We start from the raw sequence: 16,443 nt of genomic DNA, 5'->3' as shown, positions 1-16,443 counted from the left end.
CGTCTACATCTCAAACTGGCGTGACATCAACGTCACAGCTTCTCCCCGATACTCAAGGCACTCGGCCGGCTGCCAGCCCAGTCGCTGGTATAGCGCCTGCTGGTCCGGCGTGTAGAGGTAAAACCTGCGAATGTCATTTGCCTGTGCCTCGACTTCCACACGCTTTACCAGTGCGGAAGCAATCCCGCGCCCGCGTGACCCAGGCAGTACGAACACCGAAGCAAGCCAGGGAGTTAACTCAGAGCGAATGCTCATATCATCGGCAATCAGGCTGGCGGTACCTACCGGCATATCGCCTTGCATAGCAATAAAAATAGACGGCACGCCCTCGGCACCGCACTCGGAAATAGTTTCTTCAATGGCGTCCTGAAGTGTCTTCTCTGGATTCAGGTGTCCCCAGGCCGTAAACATCCATTGCGTAACATCAAGGACATGCGGACTATCAGCGTTCAGGCGCTCAATGGTGATCGCATCGTGCATACGGTTTCCAGAATATTTAGCAAAAGCAGACATGGTAATGACATATATCGTCAATCACTAGAGAGGTGAACGTGCTCTTAACGCGACGTCAAACGCTTTTCCCGCCAGACTGCCCATTTAACGCCGCTTCAAGCAACTCATTGATAAGCGCCCCTCCCCAGGTATCGCCATGTACCAGCTCACTGAGTGGCAAGCGTGAGCGCCAGCCCTTGGCTTCAAGCTCCGGCTGATCCAGAAACTCGCTGACATAGCCAAGGCATAGATACGCCACAGGATAAACATGTTCAGGCAGGTTGAGAGCTGCACTCAACTGAGTTTGGTCAAGAACACTGACCCAACCTACCCCGACGCCTTCTGCCCGCGCCGCCAGCCACAGGTTCTGCACCGCCAGGCAAGTACTGAATAGATCGGTCTCCATGATGCTGTCGCGCCCCAACACGTGAGGGCCACTACGGCTGCGATCGCAGGTAATACAGAGATTGAGCGGACTTTCCAGAATGCCCTGAAGCTTGAGGCCTTTATAAAGATTCTTGCGCTCACCGGTAAAGCGTTCGGCTGCTTTTTCATTGGCCTGCTCAAACAGCGTCAGAATCGATGCCCTGACCTCACGACTTTCAATGACAATGAAATCCCATGGCTGCATGAATCCAACCGAAGGTGCGTGGTGGGCGGCCTGCAACAGACGCGCCAGCACGTCAGCTGGAATCGGGTCGGGAAGAAACTGTGAGCGCACGTCACGACGCTCATAAATGGCGCGATAAAGCCCGTGGCGTTCACTCTCTGTAAAGGAGTCATCTGAGGCGGTCACGGGGATCAACTCCAGTTGCGTTGTGGTTTAAGCGTGAGGGGCGGGTTTGACCATATCAATATGCGGTATGCCGTCTTCATCGTAGGGCTCACTGATGCGCTCGAACCCAAACGACTCGTAGAAAGCGTTCAAATAGACTTGTGCGCCAATCTTGATACCCAGGCCCGGATAGGTTTGCTCGGTAAAACGAATCGCCTCCGCCATCAGCTCGCGGCCATATTGACAGCCCCGGAAAGCGTTAAGGGTCATCACTCGGCCAATGGAAGGCTCGGCGAATTTATCCCCCGGTCCCACCACACGGATATACGCCGCCAGCTCCCCCTCAACCGTAGCGGTAAGATGCCAGGCTAAAGGATCCAATTCGTCTACTTCCTGGTAGGCACACTGCTGCTCCACCACAAACACCATTACACGCGCTTTGACGATCTCGTAAAACGCGCGGGTACTCAGCTCATCAAATCGCGCCCAGTGAAAACATAGCGGCATACCGGCCTTCTCTCTTGAACAGGATGTCGTTTATTAAAAGCCGATTATACAGACAAGTAAGTGACGGGCTATCACAGCGAGGCAGATGAGCATCCCTTTCCGCAGCGACCTCCGGCAGTGCTGCTCAAAGCATTAGTAAATACTAATTACAGATTGAAAACGATTATCATTTAAATTAGCATTACATTTTACGTTTAGCCGTCAACGTATTCGCTTTGCTTGCTTCAGCCAATATCCACGCTTTAGGGAGTTACCCTCAATGCCTCGCACTATGTCGGCGCCATATGCGCTTTCTTCGCTTTCCCTTGCTGTTGCCCTGGCCCTTTCAAACCCGCTTTTCGCCCAGGAACACACTAGTGACGAAAAGGCATTCGACACGCTCTATGTGACCGCTGAAGCCATTGCAAGCCAGGCATTGGGAGCATCGACGATTACCGCCGACGATATTGAGCAACACCCACCCGCCAACGACCTTTCCGAACTGATAAGAACCATGCCAGGGGTCAACCTAACCGGCAATACCGCCTCAGGCCAGTACGGCAACAACCGTCAAATCGATTTGCGCGGCATGGGGCCTGAAAACACTCTGGTACTGATCGACGGCAGGCCGGTCGGCTCGCGTAACTCAGTGCGCATGGGCCGCAGCGGTGAACGCAACACCCGTGGCGACACCAACTGGGTGCCCGCAGAGGCTGTCGAGCGCATCGAAGTACTGCGCGGGCCAGCCGCTGCCCGCTATGGCTCTGGCGCCTCTGGCGGTGTTGTTAACATTATTACCAAGCAGCCCTCTGATACGTTCAGCAGTTCTGTAAATCTTTATGGGCGCCTACCGGAAGATAGTGCCGAAGGCGACACGCAGCGTGCGGGATTCGTTCTGACCGGGCCGCTGCTGGAGAACCTCTCGTTTCGACTTTATGGCAACGTCGCACGCACCGATGCCGACTCGCTGGATGTTAACGCTGACTTCGCCTCAACCCCGGATGCCACACCGCCAGCCGGACGCGAAGGCGTTCGAAATCGCGATATCAACGGTCTTCTACGCTGGGATGTGAACGACGCTAATGTGATCGAGCTTGAGGCTGGCACTAGCCGCCAGGGTAATATTTACGCAGGAGACCGCGCCGTTCGAGTCGATGGCACCGAGCTGCTCACCGAGCTTGCCAATGGCGGCGCGGAAACCAACCGGATGTATCGCAATACCGCCTCACTCACTCACCGAGGTAACTGGGGCGAGAATACATCGCGCTTAACGCTCGGCTTTGAAGGCACCAATAATGCACGTTTGGACGAAGGCCTGGCCGGGGGCCCGGAAGGGAGTATCAGTAACGATCAGGATTGGTCGACCTCCAGGCTGCGCAATTACCGGCTCGATGGCGAGGTGAATCTTCCAACCCAGTTAGCCGGCAATGAACACGTCTGGACCGTGGGTTTTGAGCATCAAGATAGTCGCCTTGAAGACGCGTACGCTGTTCAAGGCGCCGTCAACTGGGGCGATTCGGTGCCAGGAATCGACTCAAACAATCAGGATGGCAAAGCGGACGCCCAGACAACCGCCGTCTTTGTAGAAGACAATATCTACCTGGGCGAGCGCTGGATCGTAACGCCCGGTGTACGCCTGGATCACCATAGCCAGTTCGGCAATCACGTGAGCCCCAGCCTGAATACTCAGTTTCACGCCACGGATACCGTCACCTTTAAAGGCGGTATTGCGCGAGCCTTTAAAGCGCCCAATCTTTATCAGGCCAACGATAACTATCTCTATTATACCCGTGGTAACGGCTGCCCCTTTGGCTACACGGGCAACAGCGGCGGCGGATGTTACGTTCAAGGCAACAGTGACCTTGACCCGGAAATCAGCTTGAACAAGGAGATCGGCATTGAGTGGGCCGATAACGGCTACCACGCATCACTGACCTACTTCCATAACGATTACGACAATCGTATTCAGGCAGGCCTGGATGAAGTGGGCCGAACGGTGTCCGACAATGGCGGTGTTTTCCAGTGGCAGAACGCTTCCAAGGCGGTGGTAAGCGGCCTGGAAGGCAACCTGCGGGTCCCCTTGATAGGCGACAATGGCAACACGCTCAGCTGGAACAACAACTTTACCTATATGGTAGAGAATAAAAACCAGCAAACCGGCCAGCCGCTTTCCATTGTTCCCGAGTACACGCTCAATACCTCGCTTGACTGGTGGGCAACCGCCGATCTTTCCATGCTATTCAAGGGCACCTGGTATGGCAAACAGACGCCTCCGACGCGCAGCATCAGCGGGGCCCCGCAATCAGGCGAAGAGCTTAGCGTAAGGGGCCCCTACAGCGTTTGGGGGTTGAGCGCCCAATACTACCTGACCAATGACCTACGCCTGGGCGCAGGGGTTGAGAATCTATTCAACGAGCGCCTCTATCGTGAAAACACGGGCCTTGGCTCTGGTGCTGCCACCTATAACGAGCCGGGACGGGCCTACTTCATGTCGCTGAATATGGATTTCTAAACGGGCTGCGTATGTTGTTAACCCCTTACAAAACCTATCGCTTGCCGCACCTGTTAGGGGCGGCTCTTACCCTGGCACTTATCTGTTTTGGGAGTACCGCTGCATTGGCACAGCAACGTGAGCCTACCATGTCGCTAGCGCATACCGTGCTGGATGAATCGCTTGATGAGTATCGTTTTGAGCGCTTTAGCGTTGCAAGCGCAGATGATGAACGCCACTGGCGCGTGACGCTCGCCATCCCGACGGGGGCTGCCCCCGAGGCCGGTTTTCCGGCGTTCTGGATGCTGGATGGCAACGCTGCTCTGATGGAGTTCGATACGGACCTGCTCAAAGAGCTTGCCTTGCAAACGCCCCCGCCTATCTTAGTATTTTTGGGCTACGCCAATGACCTGCGCATCGATCCGGCGCGCATGCGGGATTACACCTTTAGCGCTTTACCTGATGATAACGCCGAGACACCACCAGAGCGCCGAGGCGGCGGTGCGAATGCCTTTTTAGAAACGATTGAGCGCCAGATACGCCCGGAAATCGCCACGCGTGTCAAAACGGATACAACGCAGCAAACGCTGTGGGGCCATTCACTGGGCGGGCTTTTTGCACTGCATACACTGTATACCCGTACCGGCGCATTCAGTACTTATGCCGCGGGCAGCCCTTCGCTCTGGTGGGCCGATGGCGCCCTGCTGGGTGAACCCGAGCGCCGGTTCACTGCTAACAACTCCGGTCATCCAGCGCGCGTTCTGTTAAGCATGGGCGGCGGCGAACGCGCACGCGATACCCGCCACCGCGATATGAGTAACCCACGGGTGCAGGCCCATCTGCGGCGCGTCGCGAGTGTTCCCACCGACTCAACCGAAAAGCTTGCCGAACGGCTTCAACAGGTTCACGGCATACAGGCCAGCTACCGCGAATTTCCAGAGTTAAGCCATGGCCTGACGTTTCGTGCATCGCTGATGGACGCACTTCATCAAGTGGTAGGCATACCGGATCACAGCAACACCCGCGGCACCATCCGATGACGATACGTCACCCTTTTTTACCCAACGTTTTAAGGAGCAAACGCTATGCAACGCCTTTCCAATGGTTATCGCCTCAAGCCTTTAGCGGCCGTTATCATCGCTTTATGTACCCTGCCTTCAGTGGCATCGGCTCAAGTCTTTGACCAGCCCGACACCGATTTTAAGGGCAGCGTTTACGCCACAACGCCAGTTATTCTTCCCGGCAGCGATGTTGAGTTTGTGGGTCGTGATTTCACCCCCGGCCAGACCGTGGAGCTTTCACGTGGCAATACGCCACTTAACGATACTGCTTACACCGCCGATGACGATGGCAGCTTCACCGCGACCATTACCCTGCCCGAAGACGCCGCTCCCGGACGTCACCCGTTGGTGTTGATCGCCGAAAATCCCTATGCTGCCAGCATTGTCGATCTTAAAATCTCGCCGCCCATTGCGTTAAACGGCGATGACGCCTTTGATGTGGTTGATACCGCCCTGCCTGCAGGTCTCTATCAAAGTGCCTATAGCGCTAAAAACAGTGCGCTGTTCGTCACCCGCGCAGTAGGACGCCCGCCGGTCACTCAGTCAGAACTACTTAAAGTCGATCCTGATACCCTTGAAGTAATTGCTCGAGTGACGCCACACCAGGTGCCCGATTACGATGATGAACGCGTCTTTGCAGCGTATGGCGTGGGGGTGGATGATGCCAACGGCAACGTCTGGGTGACCAATACCCGCGAAAATACCGTTGCGGTCTATCGTCAGGACGACTTATCTTTGGTTAAACAGTTCGACGCCGGAACAGTGCCCCACTCCCGCGATGTAATTATCGATAGCCAGCGCGGCAAGGCGTATGTCTCGGCGACCGGTGAAAACTATCTATCGGTGTTCGATGCATCAACCCTTGAACCTCTCGGGCAGATCGAGATTTCATCATCCGTACGTGGTGAGCAATTCACACCCATGAGCCTGGCGCTGGATGAAGCCTCTGGTCGTTTGTTTACCGTGAGTATCAGCACTCCCGAGGCGGTAGTCATCGATACCCAAAACGATAGTGTTGAAAAGGTGATTACGCTGACCAACGCCAACCGCGCCTCCGGCGTTGCTTTTGATGCGCAAAGTGAACAGTTGCTGGTGGCCTCGCAAGGCTCTGACAATCTGCTTTACGTGGATATCGCATCTGGCGATATCGTCCACGACGTACCGGTCGGCGCTGGCCCGCTCAATGTGGCGTTTGAAGCCGATAGTGGCTTGGCGTATGTGAGCAACCGCGCCTCCGGTACGCTCGCCATCCTCAACCGCGAGGGTGAACTTGTCGCCAATATCGACGGCGGCACCTACCCCAATCACGTTCACGCCGATGGCCAAGGCCACATATTCGCGGTCAATAAGGCCCGCGGCGAAAATGACCCTCGGGGCGACCACGTTCGGCGCATTCAAGCGATCAATGAGTAAACGATTGGCAAGTCTTTAACCAACGTCACCGGCCTGGGCCGGTGGCGATGGTAAACCTAAACCTTAAGGCAAAACCTCCCTGCTATCGGCTTTTCTGCCTTTCTGCCTTTCTTTCTTACTTTCTTCCTCAGGCAGCCTTAGCCTAGCCGCCAGCGAAGAGGCGCCGTTTTACTTAGCATGCCTTCTTCATCCCAGTCTTCCCATCCGGCAAACGGTATCGGCTTTTCACACTCCCAGTGCGTTAGACGCTCGGCCCAGCGCTGTTTGCAGACGTTGAGATGCTTGCGTAGAGCTTCCTCATTCTGATACTTAATGCCGCCACCCTGCACGCCGTAACTCAGTTGAGGCGCCAGTACGTCAAACCCTACGTAATAAAGCGATGAGTGAATGGGCCATAGCCAGGCCACCATATTGCCCGCCCGGCCAAAGGGTTGAAAAGCGGCTTCCGGTGAGCCTGCGGTCACCGACAGCATGGCGCGTTTGCCTTTAAAGTAACCTTGATCGTAACGCATGCGACTTGTGTAGCGCCCGCCATAAACCAATACCCGATCAAACCATCCTTTTAGTACCGCAGGCTGTGCATGCCACCATAGCGGGAACTGAAAGATCACCAGATCGGCCCATTCCAGCCTTGCCAACTCGCGCTGGATATCCGCGGGCAGTGCTGCATTTTTGTGATGATGGCGCTGCTCATCTAGTGCTGCGAAATAGTCTTGATCAACTCGTTGGGAATAGTGTTCGGCGTGCTCTATCGCATTGAAGCGTTCAGCATAAAGATCATCCACATCAACCGAATGCCCTGCTTTTTTCAATTGATTGACGGCGGTATCGACCAACCCACCATTAAACGAATGTGGCTCTGGATGAGCCGTGACAATCAATACGTTCATGAACTTTCATACCTGTCGCTGGATTGAATGACAGGCTACCCTGCTCATATTTGCACCAACATTCCCCAAAAAAGAGAACCAGGTTTGCATGAGTGAACAGCAGCTAAAGTGGGATGATCTTCAAGTGATATTGGCTATCGCTCAAACAGGCTCGTTATCCGGCGCCAGTCGGCACCTGCGTATCAGCCACGCCACCGTATTTCGCCGCCTCAACGCGATTGAAAAACGCCTGAACGTCACTTTGTTTGAGCGTCATCGGCATGGCTATACCCCGACACTGGCAGGAGAAGATCTGGCGGCAACGGCAACGCGTGTTCAGATAGAGGTTGATAGCGCTGAGCGCCGCCTTATTGGGCAAGACCTGAAGCTTTGTGGAAGCCTTCGCATCACCACTACCGACACGCTTTTTGCAGGATGGCTATGTCCTCTGTTTACCAAGTTTCGTCAACAGTATCCTGATATTACGCTGGAAGTGGTGATCTCAAACCAGTTGCAAAGCCTATCGCGAAGAGAAGCGGACATTGCCATTCGTCCGACACTCAGCCCACCGGAAACTCTTGTGGGCCGCAAGCTAAGCGATATCTGCTTAGCCATTTACGGACAGAAAAAGCGCTGGCAAACGACGCCTGTACCGCTGGATCCTACGTCGCTCGACGGTGAAAGCTGGATAGGCCCAGATACGCATATGGGCGATGCAACGCTCGAGAAATGGATGATGGGTAAAAGCACGGGCTACAAATTGGATAGCATGCTGGGAATACAGCTGGCCGTGCGCCAGGGAGCAGGCATTGCGGTACTTCCCTGCTACCTTGGGGATCATGACGAGGAGCTAATCAGGCTTACCAAGCCAGTGGAAGAACTTACTACCCAGCTCTGGTTTCTAACTCACCCCGATTTACGCTATGCAGCCAGAGTGCAGGTTTTCATGAAAGCGATAACGAAAGCAGTATGCGAGCAAGCAGATTAACCCACCCGCTAATATGCCAAGCAGACGTGATACGCCTTATGCGGGCTCAAATTCTGCCAAAAACTGCTTAAGCAACGCATCAAGTTGCGTCCGCTGTTCATCGCTTAGGCCACTGACCAGCTCTGCCTGTGTCGCCACATGAGCAGCAACGACTTCGTCAATTAACGCAAATCCTTGATCCGATAGCGAAATCAGAAAGCCTCGCCCGTCGGCGGGGTTTTTGACACGCTCAATCAATTCTGCTTTTTCCAACTGCTGAAGCCGATGCGTCATGGTGCCGGATGTCACCATGGTGGAGGCCATTAAGTCGCTGGGTGAAAGCGCATAAGGCGGGCCTTCGCGGCGCAGCGTGGCCAGTACATCAAAGCTTGAGTCGTTAAGGCCATACGCCGCCCAGGTCTGCTCCATGCGACGCATCAGGCTCTGGTGCAGCCGCTTAATCCGGCCCAGCGTGCCCATAGGGGCGACATCCAGGTCGGGGCGCTCTTTTTGCCACTGGGCGAGTATTTTATCGACGTGATCCATGACGCTTATGCTTGCCGACTTTTAGCTTGACGTCAAGGTAAAAAGCCATATACCTTGATATCAAGGTATTTTAAAAATCGTCTTTAAGAGCAACTAAAAGAGCCACGCTATGCATTCATCCAAGACAAGAACAGGGGCACTTCCCAAACATACGCGGCTTGCCGCATTTATCTATCTTGTCACCGGTGGTGCGCTGCTTGGTCTCTCAACCAACCTGGCTAAACTGGCCGGTGAAGCGCAGCTGTCGCCACTCGCCTTTCTATTTTGGTCGATTGCCGGCGCGGCTTTAATTCTGCTGGTGGTAGCAGCGCTACGCAGCAATTTGCCGCCTGTCACTGGCCGCACGCTTGAGTACTACCTTGTTTCGGCCTTTGTGGGCGTGGCGGGTTCTAACCTGATTTTCTTCTCGGCTATTCCGCATATCGGTGCAGGTTTTGTCGCCCTTGTGATTACATTGCCGCCGCTGCTTACCTACGTTGGCGCGCTGATATTAAAGCTGGAACGCTTCCAGATGATGCGTGCAGTGGGTGTTATGTCCGCACTCGCGGGTGCCGTCACCTTGGCGGCTCACAAGCTTTCCGCGCCTGATGCCGACTATGTGTGGATTTTGCTGGCGTTGACGGGTCCGGTACTGTTGGCTATCGGCAATCTTTACCGAACGCTGCGCTGGCCAGCGGGTGTGTCAGGCGAGGCGCTGGCGCCCGGTATGCTAGTAGCCGCAGCAGTCTTTCTGTTCAGTGTCGGCCTGCTGCCTGGTTTTTCGCTTGAGGTTCCAACCGAGCAACGTCTTCCACTTCTGTTGATCGCCCTTCAATCAGTGGTGTTTGCAGGCCAGTTTTTACTCCTTTTTCTCCTTCAAAAAACGGGTGGCCCGGTGCTTCTTAGCCTACTGGGTTCCGTCGGGGCAGTGGTTGGTGTACCCGTTGCGATATTGCTACAGGGAGAAGCCGCACCCGAGGGCTTACTCCCCGGCGCGCTGCTGATAGGCACAGGCATCGCCCTGCTTAATATTGGCAAAGCCAGAAAGCTTCCTTAGATAAGCTGCTCTGCAAAATCCTTGTTGTTAGTCGGCTGAATGAGCGGCGTCACATCACTATTTTTCTACCCCAGCTGAAACGGATAAACCGAGCCGATTTTAAGCAGCTGCGTTAGTTCGTCCAACGCGGTGAGGGATTCTTCTGCAAGCTTCGGGTCGGCGAGGTCTTGTGTGGCGAGACGGTCGCGGTAGTGGCGGTTGACCCAGGCAGTGAGATCTTCATAAAGATCGTTGGTGAGCAGAACACGACCGGTGAGGGCTGCGCGCTCGGCTTCTGACAGCGCGACGCGCAGGCGCAGGCAGGCGGGGCCGCCGCCGTTGCGCATGCTTTGCTTGACGTCTTTCACCACTACGTCACTGATCGGGTTATTGCCTGCCAGCAGGTAGTCTTGAACGGTGCGCCAGACCGCCTCACGCTCCTGGCATTCGCTGGGTACGACCAGTGTCATGGTGCCATCCGGGTTGGAAAGCAGCTGCGAGTTAAACAGGTAAGACGCCACTGCGTCTTCCAGGCTTACCGCTTCAATCGGTACGCGAACGGGAATCAAGGGCGTCGTCATCTTGCGGCGCAGCTCGTCGAGCGTGCCCTCTTCGTCCAGGAAAGCCATTTCGTGATACAGCAGCACGGGGCCATTGCCCACGGCGATGACATCGTTATGGAACACGCCCGCATCAATAGCATCTGGATGCTGCTGGGCAAACACCGTTTGCGCTTCACTTAAACCATGCTGGCGGGCAATGGCTTGGCTAGCTTCCAGCGTTTGGCGGGCGGGATAGCGCTTGGGTTCGCGCTCACCGCTACGCACGTCACCAAATGCCTGACGGCCATACACAAACAGATGCACGCCCGGCTCACCGTACTCTCCACACAGGCGAGTATGATTGGCTGCCCCCTCATCGGAAAATGCAGGCGTAGCAGGCAGCACAGGATGATGGGCGAAGTGCTGCTCACTGTGAAAAATGGCTTGCAGCACGCGCCCCGTGGTTTGCGGCTCGAGAAAGCGGTGAAAGCTTGACTGCAGGTTGGCCGGGGTAAAGTGCACCCGGCGATCCGGCGCGTCGATGCTGGGTGTAACGGTGCCTGCATTGGCCGTCCACATGCTGGAAGCCGAGCAAACGGCACGCAGCAGCTGCGGGGCATCAGCGGCGGCACGAGTAAGCACGTCATGATTGCTGCCGCTAAAACCCAAGTCGCGCAGCGCGCCGATATCCGGGCGCTGCTGGGGCGGCAAAACGCCCTGGGCGTAGCCCGCTTCCATCAGCGACTTCATTTTTAAAAGCCCCTGCAGCGCGCCCTCTTTGGGATTGGAGACCAGGCCACCATGGCTCATGGAAGCCACATTCCCCACAGCCAGCCCCGAGTAGTTATGTGTCGGGCCTACCAAACCGTCGAAATTGACCTCGTGCACGCCATACGCGCTGCTGTTCGCCGCCCCGCTCATAGGCTGACTCCCGGCGGTAAGGTTTCGGGAATTTCCAGGCTATCGGCTTCCATGGAAGCCACCGGGTAGGCGCAGTAGTCCGCCGCATAGTAAGCGCTGGGACGATGGTTGCCACTGTCGCCGACACCGCCGAAAGGCGCATCACCGGAGGCACCGGTAGTTTGGCGGTTCCAGTTCACGATCCCCGCGCGAATGCGCAGCAGGAAATCAGCCCAATCATCTTGATCACCGCCAATTAGCCCGGCCGAAAGCCCGTAGCGCGTATCGTTGGCAAGCTTGAGCGCTTCATCCCAATCGCTATAGCGATGAATTTTAAGCAGCGGGCCGAAGTACTCTTCATCAGGCACATCCAGACCGGTCATATCAATTAACGCCGGGCTGAGCAGACTGGTGCCTTTTTTGAGGCGCTGCATGCGGTTGATCACCGTGCCGCCTAAAGCTTCCAACGATTCCTGAGCGTCCAATAAGCCATCCGCAGCGGCAACGCTTACCAAGCCGCCATAAAACGGCTCGGGATTATTTTCAAACGGTCCGGCCACATGCAGTTTGGCAATCGCTTCAGAGAGCGCCTCAATAAGCCGGTCGCCCTGCTCGCCTTGCGGGACAATAAGCCGACGCGCGCAGGTGCAGCGCTGGCCGCCGGAAAGATAAGCCGACTGCAAAATGGTGAGCACGGCCGCGCGTTCGTCGTCGATGTCCTTGACCACCAGCGGGTTATTACCGCCCAGCTCTAACGCCAGAATTTTATTCAGCTGGCCTGCAAACTGTTGCTGTAACATGCCGCCAACCTTGGCGCTGCCGGTAAACAGCAAGCCATCAATACCGGGATGCGCGGAAAGCGCCTGCCCCACCGGCACACCGCCCTGTACCAAGTTGATAATGCCCTCGGGCAGCCCGGCCTCAAGCCAGCACTGCAGGGTTAAATCGGCGGTCAGCGGTGTTTGATCACTGGGTTTGAAGACCACGGTATTGCCCGCCAGCAGAGCGGGCACCATATGACCATTGGGCAAGTGACCTGGGAAATTATACGGGCCAAATACGGCCATGACGCCATGAGGTCGATGACGCAGGACCGCTTTGGCGCTGCCTACCGGTTTTTCACGCTCGCCGGTGCGCTCAGTGTAGGCTTTAATCGAAAGCGCTATCTTGCCAACCATCGCGCCTACTTCGGTGCGTGCTTCCCAAAGCGGTTTGCCGGTTTCACTGGCAATTGCTGTCGCTAACACTTCAGAGCGGCTTTTGACGACGTCGGCAAAGCGTTCGGCGAGGGCTTGGCGTTCGCTAAAGGGTAATTTTGCCCAGTCAGGAAAAGCGTTGCGTGCGGCTTTCACCGCACTCTCGACCTGAGTACGGCTGGCCGCCCCCCCTTGCCAGAGTAGCTCGCCTGACACAGGATCGTACTTGTTTAGCGATTCTGCAGCGCCGTCCATCCAGACGCCGTTGATAAGCTGCTGCTGTTGGGCCTGCATCGTATTCTCCTCGTCTGTTAGGTTTCCAGAAGCCGAACGGTATCGCCTGAGGTAACCCCAAGACGCTGCGCTTCTGTGCTGCTTAAAACAATCGTGTCACGCGTGGGCGCACGGCCTATCCATGCGGCAGTAAAGGACTGCATGCTTGTGGTCGCGGCCAGCCAGCGGCTAACGCTCTCCTCAGAGGCATCAGCGGCTATTTCAACTTGATAAAGCTGTGAATTGCGCACAGCCCGCACGTCATCGATATAGGCTTCAACCGTCGGGCCGCCATCAAAAATATCGATGTAGCCTTCCCAGCGCAGCCCCTCTTTTTTGAGCATTTCAAGCGCGGGCCTTGTATGACGATGCACTTGGCCAATACACGCGCGCGCCTCCTCGGCCATAAAGGTGGTGTAAATGGGAAAGCGCGGCATCAATTCGCCGATAAAGCTTTTCTGCCCCAGCCCCGTGAGCCGGTCGGCTTCATTAAAGTCCATGGGGAAGAAATGCTTGCCCAGGCTTTCCCAGAAGGGACTACGGTTCTGCTCATCGAACACGCCACGCATTTCCGCGAGCACTTTTTCGGGGAAGCGATCACGAAACTGAGCAATAAACAGCCAGCGGGCTTTGGAGAGCAGCGCACCGTTGCGCAGATGCTTGTTTGCCTCACCGCGGTATTCCGGGCGCAAAAACAGCGAGCAGACTTCTGCATCCCCGGTATGATCAGAACTTAGAAACAGCGTATCGATGGTGCGGTGCAAATCCAGCTGTACCGATGAATGAGCCAGGGTGCCCAACCGATAGTTATAGAAAGGCACTTCATGGCCTACCTGACCTTCAATCGCACAGCAGCCGGCCAGCTCGCCATTGTCTTCATCTTCCAATACGAAGAAGTAAAGCCGGTCGTTGACGGGCGTGCGCTCTTCGAATGCGCGAACGGAGGACTCAATTTTGCCGGCGAGAAACTCGCGATTGCTAGGCAACGAGGTAAACCCCACCCCCGCCTGCTGCGCAAGCGCCAGCAGCCCATCGGCGTCAGCCCGGGCAATCGGTCGAATGCGCATCATAGTTCTCCTTCATCAAAGGCATCCACCGCCGCGGGAAGCGTGAGCGGCGCGGCAAACACAGCCCGGCCTTCTTCCACGCCGAGACGTTTGGCATCCGCTTCTGAAAGCATCAGCTGGCCAGTGGGCGAAAGCGCGTAGCGCGTCACAATACAGCGGAAGTTATCCAGCGCCTGATTGGCAATCAAGGCAGGCTCTGCATCGGGCAAGGCGCTTTCCGGGCGAATTCGCACCGGATGCCAGGCAGCCCGGCAAAAGGTGGCGAGACGCTCACGCTCGGCTTTGACAATCGGGCCTGCATCGAAAATATCCACATGGCGCGAGCGCACAAACCCTTCCGCCAGCATTTCTTGCAAGGCGTCCTCGTGGGCGGGATGCTCCCGGCCAATCGCGGCCCGGGCTGGCGGAGTAAGCAGTGGCAGATACAGCGGAAACTGCGGCATTACCTCGGCAATAAAGCTTTTGGAGCGCACTCCCGCAATATGATTGATATCGTGAAAACTGCGGGCAAAAAAGTGATGGCCCACGCTTTCCCAAAAAGGTGATTCGTTCTGGGCATCCAGGTACCCGGGAAACGCCACGGCCAATATGCGCGAAAAACGCTCGGGGTACTGGGCAATAAACATCAGCCGGGCACGGCGAAGCAGGCTTTCCGCGCTGGTACCTTTATAGCGCGGATTTAACGAGTAGGCGCAAAGCAGCGTGGCGTCAGACACTTCATGGGAAAGCGCCAGGGTTTGTACTTCGCGGCGTACGTTTAGCTGCTGCGAGGCGTGGATCAGCGTTTCCTGACGATAGGTATAATAGGCTTCACTGGCGCCCGCCTGGGCACGAATGGTAGCGGTTCCGAGCACTTCCCCATTACCCGCTTTATCCACCTGCGCGCTGTTTTCCAGAACGAAGGTGTAGTGCTCGTTACCCGGAAATTCGATCTCGTCATTAAATGACGCCAGGGAGCGCGTAATGCGCTCCTCCAGACGTTCACGATTAGCAGGTAAGTTGGTGAGCTTGGGAGTCGCGTGCTCTGCCAACATGACCAGCGCTTCTAAATCCGCCATTTTTACCGGACGAATGACCAGCATCTTTGACGCCCCCTCTCTCGATGTCGCCGTGGGCGAATTCATGCGTTGGCAACAAGACGCTCAATCGCACGCTCCAGGCGGGCCATGCCTTCGGCGATGTCTGCCTCAGGCACTACCAGCGAAGGCGCCAAGCGAAGTACGTTAGGGCCTGCGATCAGCGCCATTACGCCTTCCTCGATGGCCAACGGCAGAATGTCCTTGGCACGGCCCTCATAGGCATCCGACATCTGGGCGCCCATCAACAGCCCCATACCGCGAATCTCTTTAAATACGCCGTGCTTGCGATTAATAGTTTCCAGATGCTCACGGAAAAGATCATGGCGCTTTTGCACGCCTTCCAGCACGTCAGGCGTATCGATAAATTCCAGAGCAGCCAGCGCAATCGCTGAACCCAGGGCGTTACCGCCATAGGTAGAACCATGGGTTCCAAAGGCGAGTGATTTGGCGACGTTATCGGTTGCCAGCATTGCGCCGACGGGGAAGCCACCACCCAGCGATTTGGCACTGGTGAGAATATCCGGCGTCACGCCATAACGCTCGTAGGCATAAAGCGTACCGCAACGGCCAACGCCGGTTTGAACCTCATCAAACACCAGCAGAGCATTGTGCTGATCGCACAGCTCGCGCAGGCCTTTCAAAAATTCTGGAGTGGCGGGCAAAATGCCGCCCTCGCCCTGCATGGGTTCGACCATCACCGCGCAGGTGTCATCGCCCATTAACGCACGCACACTTTCCAGATCATTAAACTCAGCGTGCAAAATGCCGCCAGGCACCGGGCCAAAACCCTGGGAATACTTGGGCTGGCCACCCACGCTCACGGTAAACAGCGTGCGGCCATGGAAAGACTGGTTGAATGAAATGATCTTGTCTTTCTGTTCACCGTAATTATCTACAGCGTAACGGCGTGCCAGCTTAAGCGCCGCTTCGTTGGCTTCACCGCCAGAAGAGCACAGGTACACCTTGTCGGCAAAAGTGCATTCGACCAGCTTTTTGGCCAGCTTAAGCGCAGGCTCATTGGTATAGATATTGGAAAGGTGCCAGAGCTTTTCGCCCTGCTCTTTCAGCGCGTTAACCAATACAGGGTGACAGTGACCCAGCGAGTTCACCGCAATGCCGCCCGCAAAGTCGATATATTCACGCCCCTGCTGATCCCATAATCGGCTACCTTCTCCGCGCACCGGGATAATCTGCTGCGGTGCATAGTTGGGGGTCATGTAGTGATCAAAATCCTGCCGAGTCGGGATCGTGCTCATGGGGCAAACTCTCCA

The 16,443-nt window shown here is 56.0% G+C and carries 15 protein-coding genes; 5 read left to right on the top strand and 10 right to left on the bottom strand.

Translation table 11 applies throughout. The features are described from left to right. Window positions 1–3: 3 nt before the first annotated feature. The 3 genes from ACT3XD_RS09940 to ACT3XD_RS09930 all read right to left on the bottom strand — a co-directional run bounded on the left by ACT3XD_RS09940 (window position 4) and on the right by ACT3XD_RS09930 (window position 1,774). On the bottom strand, window positions 4–480 hold the full coding sequence (locus ACT3XD_RS09940; protein WP_192536875.1) for a GNAT family N-acetyltransferase: 477 nt from the start codon (window positions 478–480) through the stop codon (window positions 4–6). An 88-nt stretch (window positions 481–568) separates the two neighbouring features. After that, a complete protein-coding gene (gene bluB, locus ACT3XD_RS09935; RefSeq protein WP_192536874.1) occupies window positions 569–1,288 on the bottom strand; it encodes a 5,6-dimethylbenzimidazole synthase in 720 nt (239 codons plus the stop codon). A 27-nt stretch (window positions 1,289–1,315) separates the two neighbouring features. Continuing rightward, window positions 1,316–1,774, bottom strand: a complete 459-nt coding sequence (locus ACT3XD_RS09930; RefSeq protein ID WP_018916558.1) for a GNAT family N-acetyltransferase — start codon at window positions 1,772–1,774, stop codon at window positions 1,316–1,318. Window positions 1,775–2,033: 259 nt separating this feature from the next. Here ACT3XD_RS09930 and ACT3XD_RS09925 point away from each other — a divergent pair, with 259 nt between their 5' ends. The 3 genes from ACT3XD_RS09925 to ACT3XD_RS09915 are packed head-to-tail and all read left to right on the top strand — an operon-like array spanning window position 2,034 to window position 6,718. Further along, window positions 2,034–4,265 carry a TonB-dependent siderophore receptor gene (locus tag ACT3XD_RS09925; protein ID WP_192536873.1) on the top strand — a complete coding sequence of 744 codons (2,232 nt, stop codon included), beginning with the start codon at window positions 2,034–2,036 and terminating at the stop codon, window positions 4,263–4,265. An 11-nt stretch (window positions 4,266–4,276) separates the two neighbouring features. Beyond that, window positions 4,277–5,284: an alpha/beta hydrolase gene (locus tag ACT3XD_RS09920; protein ID WP_192536872.1), complete on the top strand. Its 1,008-nt coding sequence runs from the start codon at window positions 4,277–4,279 to the stop codon at window positions 5,282–5,284. A gap of 45 nt (window positions 5,285–5,329) precedes the next feature. Continuing rightward, complete coding sequence (locus ACT3XD_RS09915) at window positions 5,330–6,718, top strand: ATP-binding protein (protein WP_192536871.1); 1,389 nt, start codon at window positions 5,330–5,332, stop codon at window positions 6,716–6,718. Window positions 6,719–6,855: 137 nt separating this feature from the next. On the opposite strand, the gene ACT3XD_RS09910 is transcribed toward ACT3XD_RS09915, so the two are convergent. Next, window positions 6,856–7,608: an NAD(P)H-dependent oxidoreductase gene (locus ACT3XD_RS09910; protein ID WP_192536870.1), complete on the bottom strand. Its 753-nt coding sequence runs from the start codon at window positions 7,606–7,608 to the stop codon at window positions 6,856–6,858. Between the two features lie 88 nt (window positions 7,609–7,696). On the opposite strand from ACT3XD_RS09910, the gene ACT3XD_RS09905 reads away from it, so the two are divergent. After that, the gene (locus tag ACT3XD_RS09905; RefSeq protein WP_192536869.1) at window positions 7,697–8,575 is read left to right on the top strand and encodes a LysR family transcriptional regulator; all 879 of its coding nucleotides are present in this window, start codon (window positions 7,697–7,699) and stop codon (window positions 8,573–8,575) included. Window positions 8,576–8,611: 36 nt separating this feature from the next. On the opposite strand, the gene ACT3XD_RS09900 is transcribed toward ACT3XD_RS09905, so the two are convergent. Continuing rightward, window positions 8,612–9,100, bottom strand: coding sequence for a MarR family winged helix-turn-helix transcriptional regulator (locus ACT3XD_RS09900; protein ID WP_192536868.1), 489 nt, complete (start codon window positions 9,098–9,100; stop codon window positions 8,612–8,614). Window positions 9,101–9,209: 109 nt separating this feature from the next. Between ACT3XD_RS09900 and ACT3XD_RS09895 the strand changes: the two genes are divergently transcribed. Then, window positions 9,210–10,136, top strand: coding sequence for a DMT family transporter (locus ACT3XD_RS09895; RefSeq protein WP_192536867.1), 927 nt, complete (start codon window positions 9,210–9,212; stop codon window positions 10,134–10,136). Between the two features lie 65 nt (window positions 10,137–10,201). Here ACT3XD_RS09895 and astB read toward each other — a convergent pair whose 3' ends face one another. The 5 genes from astB to ACT3XD_RS09870 are packed head-to-tail and all read right to left on the bottom strand — an operon-like array spanning window position 10,202 to window position 16,428. Beyond that, the gene (gene astB / locus ACT3XD_RS09890; RefSeq protein WP_192536866.1) at window positions 10,202–11,578 is read right to left on the bottom strand and encodes an N-succinylarginine dihydrolase; all 1,377 of its coding nucleotides are present in this window, start codon (window positions 11,576–11,578) and stop codon (window positions 10,202–10,204) included. Continuing rightward, window positions 11,575–13,047, bottom strand: coding sequence for a succinylglutamate-semialdehyde dehydrogenase (gene astD / locus ACT3XD_RS09885; RefSeq protein ID WP_192536865.1), 1,473 nt, complete (start codon window positions 13,045–13,047; stop codon window positions 11,575–11,577). The genes astB and astD overlap by 4 nt, the downstream gene beginning before the upstream one ends. A 17-nt stretch (window positions 13,048–13,064) precedes the next feature. Then, window positions 13,065–14,093, bottom strand: a complete 1,029-nt coding sequence (astA, locus tag ACT3XD_RS09880; protein WP_192536927.1) for an arginine N-succinyltransferase — start codon at window positions 14,091–14,093, stop codon at window positions 13,065–13,067. Continuing rightward, entirely contained in the window at window positions 14,093–15,175 is a 1,083-nt protein-coding gene (locus tag ACT3XD_RS09875; protein WP_192536864.1) for an arginine N-succinyltransferase, read from the bottom strand. Before ACT3XD_RS09875 ends, astA begins: the two co-directional genes overlap by 1 nt. A 38-nt stretch (window positions 15,176–15,213) precedes the next feature. Next, the gene (locus ACT3XD_RS09870) at window positions 15,214–16,428 is read right to left on the bottom strand and encodes an aspartate aminotransferase family protein (RefSeq protein ID WP_192536863.1); all 1,215 of its coding nucleotides are present in this window, start codon (window positions 16,426–16,428) and stop codon (window positions 15,214–15,216) included. Window positions 16,429–16,443: the final 15 nt, after the last annotated feature.

It is taken from the genome of Halomonas sp. AOP7-B1-5, assembly GCF_052353045.1.
In the GTDB taxonomy this organism is placed as follows: domain Bacteria; phylum Pseudomonadota; class Gammaproteobacteria; order Pseudomonadales; family Halomonadaceae; genus Vreelandella; species Vreelandella colorata.
The sequence above is the reverse complement of the archived record's forward strand: the minus strand, read 5'-3'. Positions and strand labels throughout refer to the sequence as shown.

What these genes read in the sequence shown, in the direction of transcription:
- astA (WP_192536927.1), bottom strand. Translation starts at nt 14,093, where the DNA reads ATGCGCATTCGACCGATTGCCCGGGCTGACGCCGATGGGCTGCTGGCG.
- astD (WP_192536865.1), bottom strand. Translation starts at nt 13,047, where the DNA reads ATGCAGGCCCAACAGCAGCAGCTTATCAACGGCGTCTGGATGGACGGC.
- ACT3XD_RS09870 (WP_192536863.1), bottom strand. Translation starts at nt 16,428, where the DNA reads ATGAGCACGATCCCGACTCGGCAGGATTTTGATCACTACATGACCCCC.
- ACT3XD_RS09875 (WP_192536864.1), bottom strand. Translation starts at nt 15,175, where the DNA reads ATGCTGGTCATTCGTCCGGTAAAAATGGCGGATTTAGAAGCGCTGGTC.
- ACT3XD_RS09900 (WP_192536868.1), bottom strand. Translation starts at nt 9,100, where the DNA reads ATGGATCACGTCGATAAAATACTCGCCCAGTGGCAAAAAGAGCGCCCC.
- ACT3XD_RS09925 (WP_192536873.1), top strand. Translation starts at nt 2,034, where the DNA reads ATGCCTCGCACTATGTCGGCGCCATATGCGCTTTCTTCGCTTTCCCTT.
- ACT3XD_RS09920 (WP_192536872.1), top strand. Translation starts at nt 4,277, where the DNA reads ATGTTGTTAACCCCTTACAAAACCTATCGCTTGCCGCACCTGTTAGGG.
- ACT3XD_RS09930 (WP_018916558.1), bottom strand. Translation starts at nt 1,774, where the DNA reads ATGCCGCTATGTTTTCACTGGGCGCGATTTGATGAGCTGAGTACCCGC.
- astB (WP_192536866.1), bottom strand. Translation starts at nt 11,578, where the DNA reads ATGAGCGGGGCGGCGAACAGCAGCGCGTATGGCGTGCACGAGGTCAAT.
- ACT3XD_RS09940 (WP_192536875.1), bottom strand. Translation starts at nt 480, where the DNA reads ATGCACGATGCGATCACCATTGAGCGCCTGAACGCTGATAGTCCGCAT.
- ACT3XD_RS09910 (WP_192536870.1), bottom strand. Translation starts at nt 7,608, where the DNA reads ATGAACGTATTGATTGTCACGGCTCATCCAGAGCCACATTCGTTTAAT.
- ACT3XD_RS09905 (WP_192536869.1), top strand. Translation starts at nt 7,697, where the DNA reads ATGAGTGAACAGCAGCTAAAGTGGGATGATCTTCAAGTGATATTGGCT.
- ACT3XD_RS09915 (WP_192536871.1), top strand. Translation starts at nt 5,330, where the DNA reads ATGCAACGCCTTTCCAATGGTTATCGCCTCAAGCCTTTAGCGGCCGTT.
- ACT3XD_RS09895 (WP_192536867.1), top strand. Translation starts at nt 9,210, where the DNA reads ATGCATTCATCCAAGACAAGAACAGGGGCACTTCCCAAACATACGCGG.